At 71.1% G+C, this 14,458-nt stretch carries 15 protein-coding genes; 5 read left to right on the top strand and 10 right to left on the bottom strand.

All coding sequences use genetic code 11. The features are described 5' to 3' along the window. Positions 1 to 5: 5 nt before the first annotated feature. A complete protein-coding gene (locus B0I31_RS16545) occupies positions 6 to 1,292 on the bottom strand; it encodes an alginate O-acetyltransferase AlgX-related protein (protein ID WP_219910731.1) in 1,287 nt (428 codons plus the stop codon). A gap of 364 nt (positions 1,293 to 1,656) precedes the next feature. On the opposite strand from B0I31_RS16545, the gene B0I31_RS16540 reads away from it, so the two are divergent. Continuing rightward, positions 1,657 to 2,031, top strand: coding sequence for a hypothetical protein (locus tag B0I31_RS16540; protein WP_106616271.1), 375 nt, complete (start codon positions 1,657 to 1,659; stop codon positions 2,029 to 2,031). A 142-nt stretch (positions 2,032 to 2,173) separates the two neighbouring features. Here B0I31_RS16540 and B0I31_RS16535 read toward each other — a convergent pair whose 3' ends face one another. From B0I31_RS16535 to B0I31_RS42935, 5 genes are all read right to left on the bottom strand, one after another. Continuing rightward, positions 2,174 to 2,833, bottom strand: coding sequence for a response regulator transcription factor (locus tag B0I31_RS16535; protein ID WP_106616270.1), 660 nt, complete (start codon positions 2,831 to 2,833; stop codon positions 2,174 to 2,176). Continuing rightward, a complete protein-coding gene (locus tag B0I31_RS16530) occupies positions 2,730 to 3,632 on the bottom strand; it encodes a sensor histidine kinase (RefSeq protein WP_106616269.1) in 903 nt (300 codons plus the stop codon). The genes B0I31_RS16535 and B0I31_RS16530 overlap by 104 nt, the downstream gene beginning before the upstream one ends. A 65-nt stretch (positions 3,633 to 3,697) precedes the next feature. Then, positions 3,698 to 4,108: a type II toxin-antitoxin system VapC family toxin gene (locus B0I31_RS16525; RefSeq protein WP_106616268.1), complete on the bottom strand. Its 411-nt coding sequence runs from the start codon at positions 4,106 to 4,108 to the stop codon at positions 3,698 to 3,700. Further along, entirely contained in the window at positions 4,105 to 4,392 is a 288-nt protein-coding gene (locus B0I31_RS16520) for a type II toxin-antitoxin system Phd/YefM family antitoxin (protein ID WP_106616568.1), read from the bottom strand. Before B0I31_RS16520 ends, B0I31_RS16525 begins: the two co-directional genes overlap by 4 nt. A 45-nt stretch (positions 4,393 to 4,437) precedes the next feature. Continuing rightward, on the bottom strand, positions 4,438 to 4,875 hold the full coding sequence (locus B0I31_RS42935; protein WP_342751487.1) for a DUF397 domain-containing protein: 438 nt from the start codon (positions 4,873 to 4,875) through the stop codon (positions 4,438 to 4,440). Positions 4,876 to 5,178: 303 nt separating this feature from the next. Between B0I31_RS42935 and B0I31_RS16505 the strand changes: the two genes are divergently transcribed. Beyond that, positions 5,179 to 5,448, top strand: a complete 270-nt coding sequence (locus tag B0I31_RS16505) for a hypothetical protein (RefSeq protein ID WP_106616267.1) — start codon at positions 5,179 to 5,181, stop codon at positions 5,446 to 5,448. A 281-nt stretch (positions 5,449 to 5,729) separates the two neighbouring features. On the opposite strand, the gene B0I31_RS16500 is transcribed toward B0I31_RS16505, so the two are convergent. Both B0I31_RS16500 and B0I31_RS16495 read right to left on the bottom strand, forming a co-directional pair. Beyond that, positions 5,730 to 7,526, bottom strand: a complete 1,797-nt coding sequence (locus B0I31_RS16500) for a gamma-glutamyltransferase family protein (protein WP_106616266.1) — start codon at positions 7,524 to 7,526, stop codon at positions 5,730 to 5,732. Between the two features lie 85 nt (positions 7,527 to 7,611). Continuing rightward, a complete protein-coding gene (locus tag B0I31_RS16495) occupies positions 7,612 to 8,910 on the bottom strand; it encodes a UDP-glucose dehydrogenase family protein (RefSeq protein WP_106616265.1) in 1,299 nt (432 codons plus the stop codon). Between the two features lie 282 nt (positions 8,911 to 9,192). On the opposite strand from B0I31_RS16495, the gene B0I31_RS16490 reads away from it, so the two are divergent. Then, positions 9,193 to 9,945: an SDR family NAD(P)-dependent oxidoreductase gene (locus tag B0I31_RS16490; RefSeq protein ID WP_106616264.1), complete on the top strand. Its 753-nt coding sequence runs from the start codon at positions 9,193 to 9,195 to the stop codon at positions 9,943 to 9,945. Positions 9,946 to 9,961: 16 nt separating this feature from the next. Here B0I31_RS16490 and B0I31_RS16485 read toward each other — a convergent pair whose 3' ends face one another. Then, complete coding sequence (locus B0I31_RS16485; RefSeq protein WP_106616263.1) at positions 9,962 to 11,596, bottom strand: TM0106 family RecB-like putative nuclease; 1,635 nt, start codon at positions 11,594 to 11,596, stop codon at positions 9,962 to 9,964. 107 nt (positions 11,597 to 11,703) lie between these two features. Between B0I31_RS16485 and B0I31_RS16480 the strand changes: the two genes are divergently transcribed. After that, complete coding sequence (locus B0I31_RS16480; RefSeq protein ID WP_106616262.1) at positions 11,704 to 12,135, top strand: DUF6474 family protein; 432 nt, start codon at positions 11,704 to 11,706, stop codon at positions 12,133 to 12,135. On the opposite strand, the gene B0I31_RS16475 is transcribed toward B0I31_RS16480, so the two are convergent. Beyond that, on the bottom strand, positions 12,116 to 13,777 hold the full coding sequence (locus B0I31_RS16475) for a BCCT family transporter (protein ID WP_425444368.1): 1,662 nt from the start codon (positions 13,775 to 13,777) through the stop codon (positions 12,116 to 12,118). The two genes, B0I31_RS16480 and B0I31_RS16475, sit on opposite strands and share 20 nt — an antisense overlap. Before the next feature lie 113 nt (positions 13,778 to 13,890). Between B0I31_RS16475 and B0I31_RS16470 the strand changes: the two genes are divergently transcribed. Next, on the top strand, positions 13,891 to 14,415 hold the full coding sequence (locus B0I31_RS16470; RefSeq protein WP_106616260.1) for a hypothetical protein: 525 nt from the start codon (positions 13,891 to 13,893) through the stop codon (positions 14,413 to 14,415). Positions 14,416 to 14,458 lie beyond the last annotated feature (43 nt).

The following is a 14,458-nucleotide window of genomic DNA, read 5'->3' as shown; positions in this document are numbered from 1 at the left end:
TCTACTCAGCGGGGCCGCTTGGCGAGTTCGGCTCGGATGAGATCGATGTTCTGGGTGGCGAGCACCGCGCTGTTGCCGGACAGCACGTTGCGCTCCACCACCTCGATCACCACGACGTTCGCCTCGGCCATCCGCCTGGCCGAGCCCGCCGGGTCGGAGGCGACGGTGTTGAGGTGCTGGAAGGTCAGGTCGGCGAACCCGGCGGACAGGTAGGCGGCCATCGGGGTGGCGAACGAGTCGCCGATCACGATGGTCCTGGCCTTCACCACGCCCGTGCCCGCGCTCTGGGTGGAGCGCCGCGGTTCGGGGAACGGCTCGGACATCTTCTTGTCGCGCACGGTCTTGCCGTCCGGCGCCAGGTCGTAGTGGTTGATCTTCATGGCGCCGGACTGGCCGAGCATCGGCGGCAGGCCCGCCTTGGTGTCCGACGAGCCCGCCGCGCGGAAGTCCCAGGTGCGGGTCACGCCCTGCTGGACGCGTTCGGCGATGGCCCGCACCATCACCAGGCCGCCCTCGGTCGTCCAGTGCGAGTCGAGCTTCTGGTAGACGGGCTCCTTGCGCTCCTCGGCGGCCTTGCGCAGGGCGGGTCGCAGGTCGATCGCGCCGGTCTCGCGGACGACCGACCCCCAGAACTCCTGCCGCGCCTTCGCCGCGCAGTCCGCGCCGAAGTACTTGGCGGGCAGGAACTCCGGCACCGTCGTCACCTTGTCCGGCGCGACGACGAGCACGAGCCTGCGGCCGGACGACTCGACCGCGGTCCGCAGCGCGCGGAGCCGGTCGAACACCTCGGCGACCGGCAGCTTCGGCTCGCACGCGCGCTCGATGTCCTCGCCGAGGTACAGCCAGCCGTCCTTGCCCTCGATGGCGCGGACGTACGCGGTGGGGTCGGGCCGGTCCAGCGACGGGTCCTTGGGCGGCAGCGGGATCGGGCCGTTCGGCTCCTGCGGCTGCCGGGCGACCGGTGGCGCCTCGTTGAACAGGCCGCGGCTGATGCCGTCCGCGGCGGCCACCGCGTGGTCGCGCAGCGGGATGTGGTCGTTGGCCCAGGCGTTGAGACCGGTGAAGAAGCCCCAGCCGGCGGTGATCGACGGGAACGCGGCGAGCTCGCGGTTCTCGAACTCGGCCGGGCGGACGCCGACGAGCAGCAGGAAGGCCGGCGCGCAGAAGAAGATGACGGCGAGGGTGAGCGCGGTGCGCTGGCGGCTGCTGTGGCGGGGCCGGTAGAGGGCGTGCTCGCGGGGGAGCAACGACTCGGGCAGCGCCGGGAGGCTCTTGGGCTGGTCGACGCTCACGCCGAACAGCGTAGCCGGCGGGTAGATCACCTGTTCGTGGTTCACCTCAAGGAGGGGATTCACTAACGGCCGGCGGTGCAACCCAGCGCCCATGGCGGACGTCTCTTCGAGTGACAGGACGGGCGATGCGGCGGAGGAACGGTATGTGGCCCACTGTGATCCTGGTCACTTCGGGAGCGCTGGCGTTTTTAGTGCGAACCGTTCGCGTCCTGCGATCCGTATCGAAATCCGATGGTGGGCGATCCCGTATTGAGACCGCCCCACCGGTCTAGTCCCTATGGCGGCTTGTCCACTTGCCGTACGATCATTTCGGGTCGTACGACCTGTGCCTGCTAGGGGACCTCAGAACAGAGGTAGGTGCGTCATGGATCTCGCACTGAGTAAGGTCATCGAGCTGCGCGAAAGCGGGTTCCAGTTCCTCCACCTCCGGGACGAGGACGGACAGCTCGACCGCATCATGGCGTTCAAGCAGCGCAGAGGGTTCATCGACTCCATCCTGTTCTGGTCGGAGACCGAGGCCCGCGCCGGCAGGCTGCCCGCCGTGCGGGACAGCCAGCGCGCCGCCCAGGCCGTGTGGATTTACGAGGGGCCGCTGGTCGAGGCCGTGGACCGGCTGCTGGACCTGCCGGAGCCCGGTACGCGCAACGCGCCGACGCTGATGAAGAAGACGGCGTCGGACCTCGCGGTCGTGACCACGCTGCCGTTCAAGCTGAAGCTGCCGCCCGGCGCTATCGCCTAGACATCCTCCGTTAACGTCACCCGCCGCACACACAATGCGGCGGGTATCGGCGTTTCGGTTACTGTGCGTGATTTTTGGTCGTTTTACGCAGGAGTTTCGCGGGCGGTCTATGTGCACCCCCGCTGTTCCTAACAATGAATATTCACCCTCGGCGCGGGGACACCAAACCTGATTCGTAGGCGAGCACGACGAGTTGCGCGCGGTCCCGCGCACCCAGTTTGGTCATCACCCGGCTCACGTGCGTGCGTGATGTGGCGGGGCTGATCACGAGGTGCTCGGCGATCTCGTCGTTCGACATGCCGGCGGCGACGAGCGCCAGGATCTCCCGCTCCCGCGCGGTCAGCTCGCGCAGCGCCTTCGGGTCCGGACGGCGGTGCTCCGGCCGGTTCGCGAACTCCTCGATCAACTTCCGGGTGACACTCGGTGCGAGGAGTGCCTCACCCTCGGCGACGACCTTGAGGGCGTGCAGCAGCTCGACCGGGTCGGTGTCCTTGAGCAGGAAGCCCGACGCGCCGCCGCGCAACGCCTCGAACACGTACTCGTCGACGTTGAACGTCGTCAGGACCAGCACCTTCACCTCCGGCAGCTCGGCGCAGATCTGCCGGGTCGCGGCCAGGCCATCGGTGCCGGGCATCCGGATGTCCATCACCACGACGTCCGGCCGGTGCTCGTGCGCCTGCCGCACGGCCTCCGCGCCGTCACCGGCCTCGCCGACGACCTCGAAGCCGTCCTCGGTGTCGAGCAGCAGGCGGAAACCCGCGCGCACCAACGCCTGGTCGTCGGCCAGCACCACCCTGATCACCACGAACCTCCCACGGTAGGACCGCCCTGACGGTGAAGCCCTCGGTCGACCGACCGGCGTCCAGCGTGCCACCGAGCGCTTCGACCCGTTCCCGCATGCCGCGGATGCCGGAGCCCGCGCCCTGCGGCACCTGGTCGCCCCGGGTCGTGCCGTCGTCGGTGACGGTCAGGACCAGGGCGTCCTCGGTGTGCTCGAACGAGATGACGATCTCGGACGCGTCCGGCGCGTACCGCATCGCGTTGGTCAGCGCTTCCTGCACCACCCGGTACGCGGCGGCGTCGACGGGCGCGGGCAGGGTGCCCGGCGTGCCGACGACCTTGGCGACCGGGACGGGTTTGACCAGCTCGTCCAGCCGGTCCAGGCTCGGCACCGGGGTGGTGCCCTCGCCGGTGCGCAGCACGCCGAGCGTCGCCCGCAGGTCGTCCAACGCGTGACCGCTGGCTTCTTTGATCGCCTTGAGTGCCTTCACGGCTTCGTCCGGCCGGCGGTCGGCGACGTGCGCGGCGACCCCCGCCTGCACGTTGATCATGGCGAGGCTGTGCGCGACCACGTCGTGCACCTCCCGCGCGATCCGCAACCGTTCTTCTTCCACCTGGCGGCTCCGCTGTTCGAGGACACGGGTGCGGCGCAGGGAGAGCACGGCGATGGCGGGTGCGGCGATCAGCGGACCCCAGTGCCCGGTCACGTAGTAGAGCCACGTGGACCCCCCGGTGACCGCGATGACGGCCACGGGAAAGCGCTTGCGCCAGATCAGCGGCACGAACGTCGCCGCGAACCAGACCCACGCCAACCACGCCATGCCGATGACGGTACGGGAGGGTGCCGCAGGTCAGCGTCCCCTCAGAAGCGACTCACGCCCGTACGTCAGCCGTCGTACAAACCCGGTGCCGCGACGGTCAACCCCACCCCGGCCGCGGCCTCCAGCAGCCGCTTGTCGTAGGTGACGAACGCGTCGAGGCCACCGGTCAGCATTTGGGCGGTGGCAAGGTGGATTGCGTCCAGCGACCGCAGCAGCGGGTCGTCGTAGGAGGCGGCCGTCTGGCGCACCACCGCCGTGATCTCCACGAGGTACAGGTCGGACAGGACGACTGGCACGTTCACCAAAGCCTTTGGCGAAGATCGCCGCAAGGCCCGGGTCAATTCGACCTCGGCCAGCACGGAGGAGACGCGTCGGACACCGAGTCGGTGATCCGCGTTGAGCCATTCGAACAGCTCTGTCGTACCTGGCTCCCTGCGCGTGAGCTTCACCAGAGCGGACGTGTCCAGGTAGATCACCAGCGCTCCTCGTCGCGCGCGGCGACGAGTTCAGCCGCCACGTCCACGTCCGCGTCTCCCCGGTCAGGCGGCATGACAAGCGCACCGGTTCGGCTAGGCGCGATCGCCTGCCCGGCCGCCACGAGCCGGTCAAGCACATCGGCGTCCGACTGCACCGGGACGAGATAAGCGACGGGCTCACCGTGCTCGGTGACCGTGATGCGCTCGCCACCACGCACTCGTTTGAGGACCGCGCTGGTGCGTTGGTTCAACTCACGAACCCCGATGGTTGACGGCTCGCCCATGGACACAAGAGTAGAACAAATTGTTCTACGACACCACAGGCCTGCTCAGGCCTCGAACCGCCCACGCTTGGCCGCAGCCAAGAACGCCTGCCAGTCGGGCAGGGCCACAGTCGGACCGGCGGGGTTCTTCGAGTCACGGACCCGCGCCGACCCACCTACCAGCGCCACCTCGACGCAGTTGCCGTTCCCGCCGGTGTTGCTACGGCTGCTCTTGCGCCACACGGCGACACCTCGATCTCTAACGCTCAGCGGCGAGCCTCCCGATCCACTCGGCGGACTCATCAACGGGACGCCGTAGGTGTCGAGCATGGCGCGCATGCCGTGGTAGTCGGGCTTCTGGCCCTTCTCGATCCGGCTGATCTTGCGGTGGTCGTGGTTGAGCCGGTCGGCGGCTTCCTGCTGCGAGAGCCCGGCCCGCAGGCGCAACTCCCGCAGGACCTCGCCCAGCCTGCGCCTCCGGTGAGTCGGTTCGTTCCTGGTCAACCGCACCACCTCCCCTGTCAGCGCGTGATCATCCGTGGACGACCACGGTTGGTGCATCGCGCGCGGGGTGGAGTGGAGGGACCGGTACACGCGGGGGTGTGCGGAGGACTTCCTGGCGCGGGCCGGGGCGCCGGGGGCGTCTACTCCGTGACGGTGTGGCGGGGCGGGACGCGGGTCTGCACGGTCAGGCTCCGGTGGCCGGGAGTGGTGGCGGCCGGAAGTCCACCGCACCGGGTGAAGTAATCCACTCCGCCGGGTTAGCGAGCTTGAACCGGACCCCGGAACTACGAAACTTTCCCGCCCATGAACCTCAGGAAGACCATCGCCGGGGCCGCGGTCACCATCGGCAGCACCGCCGTCATGCTCGGCCTGGGCGGCACCGCGCAGGCCGTCGACCTCGGCGCGCACACCAGGCCCGACGTCGACGCCGAGCTGGGCAAGGTCGCGAACATCGGCGACGCCGTCCGCGTCGACACCGCGAACCCGACCGGCCCGGTCACCGCCCGCCCGCTGTTCCTGGGCAACGGCACCACCGACGCCCCACTGCACCTGCAGCTCGACCTCAGCCGCTGACGCACCCACCCTCCCAGGCGTGCGACCTGCCTCAAGCCGGAACGGTCCCGGCCCCCTCCCCCTCGGGCCGGGGCCGTTCCAACCAAGCACCACCCCGCACCCCGCACCACCCGCCCTCGAACCGCCCCACCTCCGCACTGCCCGGCCCAGTCCGGCCCAGTCCGGCCGATCAGGGCCTCGTCCACAAAATCAGGCAAAGCGGACGAATCACCCACTCTCACCAGCGGTCCCGCGGCTCGCGGGCCTCGGGCTCAAGGGCCTCGATGGCGCAGTTCCGGACCTCAACGGCCGACCGCGTACCCCTGGGCGCCGCGCGGGTTGGCGGCGCCACGCAGCAGGCCGTCGCGCGAATCCCTGGCCACGGCGGACATCCGGCCCAGCGTCCACGCGCCCGCGTCGACCACCGCGTGACCGCGTTCGCGCAGCTCCGCCAACGCGCCCTCGCCGACGCGCGACTCGATCACGAGCTCACCGGGCGTCCACGACCGCGGGTAGAACGAGCTCGGGAACGCGTTGGTGTGCCACATCGGCGAGTCGATGGCCTCCTGGAGGTTCATCCCGCCGAGGGTGTGCGCGAGCCAGAACCCCAGCTGCCACTGGTCCTGCTGGTCGCCGCCGGGGGTGCCGAAGGCCAGGGCGGGCAGGCCTTCGCGCAGGGCCAGGGTCGGGGACAGGGTGATCCGGGGGCGCTTGCCGGGGGCCAGGGAGTTCGGCAGGTCTTCGTCCAGCCAGAACATCTGCGCGCGGCTGCCGAGGCAGAAGCCCAGCGACGGGATGGTCGGCGAGGACTGCAGCCAGCCGCCGGACGGGGTGGCCGACACGATGTTCCCCCAGCGGTCGACCACGTCCACGTGGACGGTGTCTCCCTTGACCGTGCCGGCGCGGGAGACGGTGGGTTCGCCGAGCGCGCCGCCGCTGTCTTTTTGGCTCGCAACGCTCGGGCCCCGCAGAACGTGCCCCGGAAGGCGCGCTTCGACCGGACCAGGTGAACCGGGTCGCAGATCGAGTGAAGCATGATCGGCGACGAGTTGCCGGCGCTGCCGCGCGTAGTCCCTCGAAAGAAGTAGGTCCAAGGGCACGTCGCCGTTATCCCCGTACCAGGCCTCCCGGTCGGCGAACGCCAGCTTGGCGCACTCCACCGCCAGGTGCACGGTCTCCGCCGTGGGCACGCCGTCCGAATAGGACAACCGGTCGGCGAAGCCCTCCAGCAGCAACAACTGCTGCAACAGCACGGGCCCCTGCGTCCACGCCCCGGGCTTCACCACGCTCCACGGCCCGAAGTCCACCGACACCGCGTCCTCGTACGACGCCTCCCACGACGCCATGTCCTCACCGGTCAGCACACCGGCGTGGTCGGCTCCGGAGTCGTCGCGGTGCGCGATCCGGAAGAACTCGTCCACCTGGGCCGCCACGAACCCCTGCGACCACGCCCGCCGCGCCGCCTCGATCTGCGCCTCCCGGTCCGACCCGGCGGCCTCCCCGGCGGCCAGCAACCACTCCCACGTGTCGGCGAGCTTGGGGTTGCGGAACCGCGCCCCGGCCTCCGGTGGCTTCCCGCCCGGCAGCCACAGCGCCGCCGACGACGTCCAGTGCTCGCGGAACAGCTCGGCCACCGTCGAGATGGTGAACGCCGCCCGTTCCAGCAGCGGGAACCCGTCCCGCGCGTACCCGATCGCGTAGCCGAGCACCTCGCGCAGCGACTTGGTGCCGTAGTCGCGCAGCAGCGTCAGCCAGCCGTCCCACGCGCCCGGCACGGTGGCGGCCAGCAGCCCGCTGCCCGGCACGAGGTCAAGGCCGAGGCCCCGGTAGTGCGCGATCGTCGCACCGGCGGGCGCCACGCCCTGGCCGCACAGCACGCGCGGTGAGGTCTCGCCGGCGGCGGCGAACACCGCGGGCACCTCGCCGCCGGGTCCGTTGAGGTGCGGTTCCACCACTTGCAGCACGAAGCCGACCGCGACCGCAGCGTCGAAGGCGTTGCCGCCGTCCTCCAGGACGGCCATGCCCGCGCTGGAGGCGAGCCAGTGCGTGGACGCGACCATTCCGTGCGTGCCGACGAGTTCAGGACGGGTGGTGAACATTTCAACAACTTACGTCGGCATCGCGCGCTTTGTTACCCCCGCTAACGACACAGTGTCCTGAAGATCCGCTGAACGCGAGCTCCACTCACCTCGCCTGGTCGGGAATCCGCAGCTCACGCCCCAGTCCGTGCAGCACCAGCCCGGCCCGCGCCAACGCGTCCGCGTCGAGGTGGTTGCGGGTGTCCAGCACCGTCGAACCGGACATCACCGACGCCACCAGCGCCCAGTCCAGCGCGCGGAACTCCGGCCACTCGGTCAGCAGCACGACCGCGTCCGCGTCGCGTACCGCCGCGTACGGCGAGTCGACCACGGTCATCCCCACCAGCGGCCTGCTGATCTCCGGGTCGTACGCGACCAGCTCGGCGCCCTCGAACGCGAGCAGCTCCGCCACCGCCAACGCGGGCGAGTCGCGCAGGTCGTTCGTGCCCGCCTTGAACGCGAGCCCGAGCACGCCGATGCGGGCGCCCGCCAGCGGCCCGACTGCGCGCCGCAGCTTCTCCACCACCCGCCGCTGCTGCCGGCCGTTCGTCTCGATGGTGGCCTTGACCAGCGAGAAGTCCACGCCGACCGCATCGGCGATGCGCACCATGGCGTGCGTGTCCTTGGGCAGGCACGACCCGCCCCAGCCGGGTCCGGGCCGCAGGAACGACTGGCCGATGCGCTTGTCGTAGCCCATGCCCTCGGTGACGGAGGTGACGTCCGCGCCGACGAGTTCGCACAGCTCGGCGACCGCGTTGACGTAGGACAGCTTCATCGCCAGGAAGCAGTTGGCCGCGTACTTGACCATTTCGGCGCTGGCCGCGTCCATGAGCACGGTGGGCGCGCCGAGCTTGGTGAACAGGGCGCCGACGCGTTCGGCGGCCTGCGGCGAGTCGGAGCCGACCACGATCCGGTCGGGGTGCAGGAAGTCGCGCACGGCGCTGCCCTCGCGCAGGAACTCGGGGTTGGAGACGACGGCGACGTCCTCCCGGCCGAGCAGGGCCGCGACCCTGGTGGACGTGCCGACCGGGACGGTCGACTTGCACACCACGACGGCGCCGTAAGGCAGGACGTCACGGATCTCCTGGGCCACCGCCTCGACCGCGCCGAGGTCCGCCGCGCCGCCCGCGCCCATGGGCGTCGGCAGGCACAGGAACACCACTTCGGCGTCGGCGACGGCGTGCCGGGCGCCTTCCACGAACGCCAGCCGTCCGGCGGACTGGCCTTCCACGACCAGGTCGGCGAGGCCGGGTTCGAGGATGTCGACCTGTCCGGCACGCAGCCGCGCGATCTTCAGCGCGTCGACGTCGGCGCACACGACCCGATGTCCGAGGGAGGCCAGGCACGCCCCCGTCGTCAGGCCCACGTAACCCGTTCCCACGACCGCGATCCGTCGAACGAACATGAGGTGACGGTGACACCCGAAGTTGGCCACGGGTCAAACACCAGGCGTATGCGGAGAGTGAGGTGGGTAGTCCTCCGGGGGTACGGGGAAACACCCCTCGCGGCGGACGCGGTTTCGCCTGGGCGCAAGGCAAGGTCGTGGGTATGGAACTCGTCCTGTTCTCCCTGCTCTTCGTGGGCCTGGCGCTGCTCGCGGCCGTGCCGTTGGTCGCATTGCTCCACTTCTCCGAGCGCCGGGGGCTGAACGACCGTTAACCTCCTGGTCCCACGGACAGGAGGATGTATGGAGATCTCGGGTACCGCGGCGATCGTCACCGGCGGCGCGTCCGGGCTTGGCCTCGCGACCGCGCGTGCGCTGGCGGCACGTGGTGCGGCGGTGTTCGCGCTGGACCTCTCTACCGACAACGCGCCCGAGGTCGAGGGCGTCACCTACTTGGCGGCGGACGTCACCTCCGAGGAAGACGTCCAAGCCGCCGTCGACACGGCCGCCGGTTCGGGCTCGCCGCTGCGGGTCGTGGTGAACTGCGCGGGCATCGGCCCGTCGACGCGGACGGTGGGCAAGTCGGGCCCGCATCCGCTGGACCTGTACCGGAAGGTCATCGACGTCAACCTGGTGGGCACGTTCAACGTGCTGCGGCTGGCGGCGGCGGCGATGGGCAGGACCGAGCCGCTGGAGCACGGGCAGCGGGGCGTGGTGATCAACACGGCGTCGATCGCGGCGTTCGACGGGCAGATCGGGCAGGTGGCGTACGCGGCGTCGAAGGCCGCGGTGGTGGGGATGACGCTGCCCGCGGCGCGTGACCTGTCGTCGGTGGGCGTGCGGGTGATGACGATCGCGCCGGGCATCGTGGACACGCCGATGCTCGCGACCGTGTCGGACGAGTTCCGCGCGGGCCTGGCGGCGGGCGTGCCGTTCCCGAAGCGGCTGGCGCAGCCGGAGGAGTACGCGCGGCTGGCCGTCTCGATCGTGGAGCACGACTACCTGAACGGCGAGGTCATCCGGATGGACGGTGCCTTGCGAATGGCGCCGCGCTAACCGCGAGGCCGCGTCGTCACAGATCTCCGGCGAACGGCAGGTCGTCCATGGCGTCCGACGTCATCCACAGCCGCAGGGTGTGGGTGGCGCGGACGTCGTCCTCGTTGTACTCCAGCAGCCGGCGGCGCTGGGCGGGGTCGGGCGGCCGGCCGTCCATGCCCACGGCGTCGCGGTACCAGCGCATCGAGTTCTCGCCGCCCGCCTCGGGGTCGCGCCAGCGGAACCCGGCGACCGGGGCGATGGTCTTCAGGCCCTTGCCGTGGGCGCACAGGAACTGGTCCTGCACGATGCCGAACAGGTCGACCCACGAGTCGGACGTGATGAACTCGCGCACCTGCGCCACGGTGGGGATGCCGGGCCTGCCCTTGAACCGCTCGGCCGACCCGAGCAGCCAGCGGTTCTCGGCGAGCTCGTTGTAGCAGTACGCCTTGAACGACAGCCCGCGCGCACGGGCGCGCAGCCGCACGCCGGTCAGCCAGCCCCAGAACTCGGCGAACGACCGGGCCTCGTCGTCGCACGGCAGCGGGTCCCAGGTGGCGAACGCGCGGTAGCCGTGCTCCTCGCCGACGTCCTGCCCGGACAGCCAGCAGCCCCACATGTAGGCGCCCAGGTCGCCGAAGCTCTCCATGTCCACGTCGACCTCGACGTCGGCGCGCGGCACGTCCATGCGGGACACGCGGCGCACCACGGTCAGGTCGCGCAGCCAGGCGCGGGCCAGGATGACGGCGTCCGAGTGCAGCATCCCGACCAGGGGGATGACCTGCTCGTCCGGGTCGAGCGCGGCCAGCTCGTCGACCGTGCTGACGCCGACCTTGCGCAGCGCCACGGCGTCCTCGCCGCGCACGACGAGGCTGACGTCCCGCGCCGCCTTCAGGTCGGTCTCGCACACCGGCCACCACGGGCAGCTGCGGCACTCCACGATCCGGGACGGACGGGCCAGCGGGTCGGCGCCGGTGGCGGCGGCGGCCGCCACGGCCAGCCGGTCGGCGAACCGGGTGTCGTACTCGGCGAGCGCGTTCTTGCCGCCCGGCCACGTGGGTGCTTCCAGGTCGTGCCACACGACGACGTCGGCGTCCATGCCGATGACGCCGCCGGTCGCCCGGCCGCTCGCGGCGAACCCGGACGCCTGGAGCTGGCGTTGCGCGTGCGCGAGCCGGAGCTGGTCGCGCGGCTGGGGCCGGACCTTGCGCAGCGGGTCGACCCGCGCGCCGCCGGGCAGCGGGTGCGACAGGGGTGACGTGCGGGCGCCCTGGCCGGGGTCGCTGACCTTGTGCCGGACCACGAGCACGGGCACGTACCCGGTGGTCTCCTTCACCAGCAGGTCGATGCCGCCGCGCCGGCCGCCCAGCGGGTCGCGGGGCAGCGCCGCACCCCAGATGTACGGGACGCCTGCCTGCATCGCGGCGGCGGTGACGCGCTCGCGGTCGGCCGATGGCACGTCCTGCGGTATCTCCATCAGGTCGGATCCGACGACCCGGCCCAGGGCGGTGGCGACCGCGCGCCGGTGTTCGTTCGCGTCGGCCCGGCGCTGCTGACCGGTGGGGTCCGGCGGCAGCGTGGGCGCGTCGCGCATGGTCGGATCGTGTTCGAGGTGCACCCGCCGCCGGCAACGAGTGACCACACCGGCGTCGAGCTGCACCTGGGAAGTCACCGGTGCAGCGTATGACGCCGGGTGAGCTGTTGTACCGGCAACCTCGCCGAGTCGAGTCGATCTTTTACCGGAACGGCTCTAGGGTTTGCGGTTGAGGAGGTGCGGCCATGGCGCGTGAGAAGGGCAAGGGGTTCACCCCGGGCAGGGCGAGGAACCTCGTGGGCTTGGCCAAGGTGCTGGCGCCCGCGTTGATCCCGGTGGTGGCACCGGTCGCGGCCCGTGCCGCCGCGCTCCTGAGCGACCGCTACGACCACTACCGGGCGTCCCGGCTCGGGGTGCCGGTCGACCAGCTGACCAGGTACTCGGGCAGGGGTGCGCGCCTGCACGCCCGGATCGCCGGGTTCAGTGAGGCGCTGGGCCAGCTCCGCGACACCGAGCCGACCTACGTCCAGGACACCGAGACGCGCCTGGCGCAGCTGCTGGCCGCGGTGCGGGCGTCGGAGCGGATGCCCGCACCGCGGCGCAAGGCGGCGCACCGCGCGGTCTCGGTAGACCTGGAAGCGATGGAAGCCGACCTGCTCAAACGCCTCGGCGTGTGAGTTCCTGCACGGTCTTGTAGGCGGTCTCCTCGGGGTTGGGTTCGGCCGGGTCGAACTGCGCGGTGACCTCTTCCATCACCTCGGCGACCCGTTCCTCCCGCCGGATCAGCGGGTCGCTGCGCAGGTCGCGGGCCAGCGACACGCACAGGCCGACCATGACGAGCATGAACGGCAGCGCGGCGATGATCGTCAGGTTCTGCAGGCCGGTCAGCCCGCTCGACCCGCCGACCAGCAGCATCACCGCCGCGACGAGGCCGGTGAGCACGCCCCAGAACACGACCACGCCCTTCGACGGTCGGATCGAGCCGCGCTGCGACAGCGTGCCCATCACCACGGACGCGGCGTCCGCGCCGGACACGAAGAAGATCGCCACCAGCACCATCACCACCACGCCGGCGACGGAGGCCAGCGGGAACTGGTCGAGCAGCCCGAACAGCTGCCCCTCCGGCGACGCGGTGCCCGCGAGGTCCGTGCCGGACCGCTGCACGGAGATCGCCGTGCCGCCGAACACGCAGAACCAGGCCAGGCTGACCAGGCTGGGCACGAGGATGACGCCCGCCACGAACTGGCGGATCGTGCGGCCGCGGCTGATGCGGGCGATGAACATGCCGACGAACGGCGTCCACGAGATCCACCACGCCCAGTAGAAGATCGTCCAGCCGGACAGCCACGTCTCGGTCGCGTCACCGCCGGACGCGGCGGTGCGGCCCGCCATGTCGGCCAGTTCGCGGAAGTAGTCGCCGATGGCGGTGGGCACGAGGTTGAGCACGAACACCGTGGGCCCGACCACGAACACGAACGCGGCCAGCACCACGGCCAGCACCATGTTGATGTTGGACAGCCACTGGATGCCCTTGGCCACGCCGGACACGGCCGACGCGACGAACGCCATGGTCAGGACGGCGATGACGCCGACCACGATGCCGTTGCCGACCTCGCCCAGCCAGCCCGCGACCTGCAACCCGCTGCCGATCTGCAGCGCGCCGAGGCCGAGCGAGGTGGCCGAGCCGAACAGGGTGGCGAAGATCGCCAGCACGTCGATCGCCCGACCGGCCGGGCCCTCGGTGCGGCGGCGTCCGAGCAGGGGGGCGAACGCCGCGCTGATCAGCTGGCTGCGGCCCCGGCGGAAGCTGCCGTAGGCGATGGCCAGGCCGACGACGGCGTAGATGGCCCACGGGTGCAGCGTCCAGTGGAACAGGGTGGTGGCCATCGCGGTCTGCAACGCCTCGGCCGAGCCGCCCTCGACGGTGCCCGGCGGTGGCGACACGAAGTGCGACAGCGGCTCGTTGACCCCGTAGAACATCAGGCCGATGCCCATGCCCGCGCTGAACATCATCGCGACCCAGGAGATCGTGCGGAACTCCGGAGGCTCGTCGTCGCGACCGAGCGGGATGCGGCCGTAGCGGCTCACCGCGAGCCACAGCGCGAACACCACGAAGCCCGACGCGGTGAGCACGAACGCCCAGCCGAGATTGGCGATGACCCAGGTCAGCGCGGTTTTCGACGCGGTGGCCAGGGACGCCGTGCCGAGGATGCCCCAGGCCACGAACGCGAGGGTGACGACGGCGGCGACACCGAAGACCACGCGGTCCGTGCGCCCTGGCCGATCCGCTGTCGGATCACCGGGCAAGGGCTCTTCGATGGGTTTACTCTCGGTCGTCACGGGTAACCCGTACCCCCGTTCGGACTAGTACAAACCCGTCGTCGGAGGTGGGGACTGACGCTCGGGCCGGGCGACCTCCTACTCTCTGTGGTGTGACCAGCCGGCCCGCACCGTCCCGCCTCGCGCGGATCGCGCTGCTGGCCGTGACCTCCGCCGCGCTGAGCATCACCGCGCACGGTGCGGCGGGAGGCTCGGTCACCGAGTTCGCGCCCGCGCTGCCGCTGACGTTGCTCGTCGCGTTCGCGGGCACCGCCATGGCCGAACGCGGGCGCCGACCGTGGACGATCCTGGCCACGCTGGGCGTCGCGCAGCTCGGGCAGCACGCGCTGCTCAACCTGGTCCACCACGCCGCCGACGGTCCCGGCCTCGGGTTCAGCCCGACCGCCATGACCGCCGCGCACGTGGTCGCCGCCCTGCTCACCGGCCTGCTGCTGGCCCGTGCCGACGCGGTGCTGCAGGCGCTGGCCGGGGCCGTCACCCGGCTGCTGCCGCCACCGCTCGTGCCGGTCGTGCCGGCCGGGGCGCTGTGGTCGGCCACCCCGTCGTCGACGGCGAACGCGCTGGTCGACGTGCTGTTGCGGCGGGTGCACGGCCGCCGCGGTCCCCCTCGCTCCTGATCACCCGAGTCCCCGAACACACACACTCAGGCTCAGGAGCCAC

Source organism: Saccharothrix carnea (genome assembly GCF_003014735.1).
GTDB classification, from domain to species: Bacteria; Actinomycetota; Actinomycetes; order Mycobacteriales; family Pseudonocardiaceae; genus Actinosynnema; species Actinosynnema carneum.
This window is presented reverse-complemented; position numbering and strand designations above follow the sequence as displayed.

Coding starts and splice junctions, on each gene's coding strand:
- B0I31_RS16540 (WP_106616271.1), top strand. CDS start 1,657: ATGGATCTCGCACTGAGTAAGGTCATCGAGCTGCGCGAAAGCGGGTTC.
- B0I31_RS16530 (WP_106616269.1), bottom strand. CDS start 3,632: ATGGCGTGGTTGGCGTGGGTCTGGTTCGCGGCGACGTTCGTGCCGCTG.
- B0I31_RS16505 (WP_106616267.1), top strand. CDS start 5,179: ATGAACCTCAGGAAGACCATCGCCGGGGCCGCGGTCACCATCGGCAGC.
- B0I31_RS16480 (WP_106616262.1), top strand. CDS start 11,704: ATGGCGCGTGAGAAGGGCAAGGGGTTCACCCCGGGCAGGGCGAGGAAC.
- B0I31_RS16490 (WP_106616264.1), top strand. CDS start 9,193: ATGGAGATCTCGGGTACCGCGGCGATCGTCACCGGCGGCGCGTCCGGG.
- B0I31_RS16495 (WP_106616265.1), bottom strand. CDS start 8,910: ATGTTCGTTCGACGGATCGCGGTCGTGGGAACGGGTTACGTGGGCCTG.
- B0I31_RS16520 (WP_106616568.1), bottom strand. CDS start 4,392: ATGGGCGAGCCGTCAACCATCGGGGTTCGTGAGTTGAACCAACGCACC.
- B0I31_RS16500 (WP_106616266.1), bottom strand. CDS start 7,526: ATGTTCACCACCCGTCCTGAACTCGTCGGCACGCACGGAATGGTCGCG.